The following is a 1613-nucleotide window of genomic DNA, read 5'->3' as shown; positions in this document are numbered from 1 at the left end:
TCTGGGTGTTTCACTTCCCATGAGAATTCAGCAGTAAACGCATCAACGATGCTCCCTGGTAGAGGTAAGTCTAGCGTCGCTGCGTCAGGGTCTTGGTTTACCTCTTCATCATTTGTCTGAACTTGAGACGCAGATTCGTCATCTTTCGTATCAACACTTGCGCCACTGGCTTTGAAGCTCGCGTTTTTGTCTTCGACATTTAAATCTGCGGGTAAACCTCGCCAATTCAGCGTTTCTTCTGCATCTGAAATGTTGCTTAAATCACTAGAGGCTTTGAAGCGAGGAAGGTTAAATAGATTGATTCTTTCAAGATTTTCTCGGCCAACAATTGTGCGAACACCATCCCCTGACTCGATCATTTGTCTTCCGTGATCATAGAAAAATTCAACTTTGCCTTCGAGAACTTCTAGCGTTGTTCCCATAAGGCTCGATCTTAAACGGAAGTCAGTGCCACGCACTGCCGCAACGGCGCTCGGTGTGCTTATTTCGTAACGAGAACCGTTTACCAAAGGACTTACGGTTGTTCGCAAGCCACCTCTGCTTAGGCGCATGCGTGTGTCTACCATCCCTACGTCTTCGTACTTGCTTAATTTGTTGAAGATTAGGTGGGAGTGCGGATCAAGCTTGACGGTGGAATTATCAGCAAATTGAACTGTGATTTTCCCATCCCTCGTTAAAAGTTCATCCCCAACATAGATCTGAGTGTTACTTTTTATCGCATGATAGCGTGTTTCTTGACGGCGTTTGATTAAAGCTAGGCCTTCAGAGCTAATAATTTTCGCTGGACGAGGTTGGTATTTGAGCCACGAGATAGGGACTTTAATAATCGAGCCGACTTGCAGATTTTCAACGTCTTTGAGGCGGTTGTAATGAGAGATAGATGTCCAAGAATACTGACGTTTCAACAAACGCTCAGCCACGTCTTTCAAGGAATCATTTGGTCTTACTGTGTAGTGCCAATCTAGGTTTTGATATCCATCATAACTCTCAGCATTGATACTTGGTGAAGTCAAAGTAAGCGCTAACGCAACAAAACTTGCTGCGAATATAAGGGTTAGACGGTGATGAACTGACTGCACAGGACCATTCATAGTATTACACTTTAAGCGGTGAAGCTTTTAGTCTCCCCCGCGCTCAAGGCGATAGCCGTGCTGATAAATAGTCTTAATTCTAAAGCCGTTCTCTGGTTTGATATTAAGTTTTCGGCGCAAACGACTCACGTGCGTATCAACAGTTCGCGTATTAATATTTGAAGAGATGCCCCATACTCGCTCTAGCAAGAAGTCGCGAGACAAAAGTCGGCCAATATTTTGGAACATAAATACCGCGAGGTCGAAGTCTTTATCTGTAAGCGAGACTTCCTCTCCAGATGAGATGATTGTTCTCTTGCTCAGATTTATGACGTAAGGTCCGATTTCTAGCTCTTCTTGTTCAGCTTGCTCTGTACCTAATCGACGGCTCAGCGCGTTGATTCTTGCCGTCAGCTCACCAATTCGTGCAGGCTTTACCAAATAGTCGTCAGCACCCGCATCAAGCGCTGTAATGATATCGGCTTCACTGTCGCGCTGAGTTAGGAATAATACCGGGACGCGCCAATTCATTTCGGCACGAAC

The 1613-nt window shown here is 45.2% G+C and carries 2 protein-coding genes; both read right to left on the bottom strand.

Going from position 1 to position 1613, the window contains the following annotated elements; translation table 11 throughout:
* On the bottom strand, positions 1-1091 hold a 1091-nt coding region (locus tag A3738_RS20150), incomplete at its 3' end, for a FecR domain-containing protein (protein WP_156504359.1).
* A gap of 27 nt (positions 1092-1118) precedes the next feature.
* On the bottom strand, positions 1119-1613 hold a 495-nt coding region (locus A3738_RS20145), incomplete at its 5' end, for a response regulator transcription factor (RefSeq protein ID WP_068763805.1).

The sequence above is a fragment of the Oleiphilus sp. HI0066 genome, assembly GCF_001635725.1.
The sequence above is the reverse complement of the archived record's forward strand: the minus strand, read 5'-3'. Positions and strand labels throughout refer to the sequence as shown.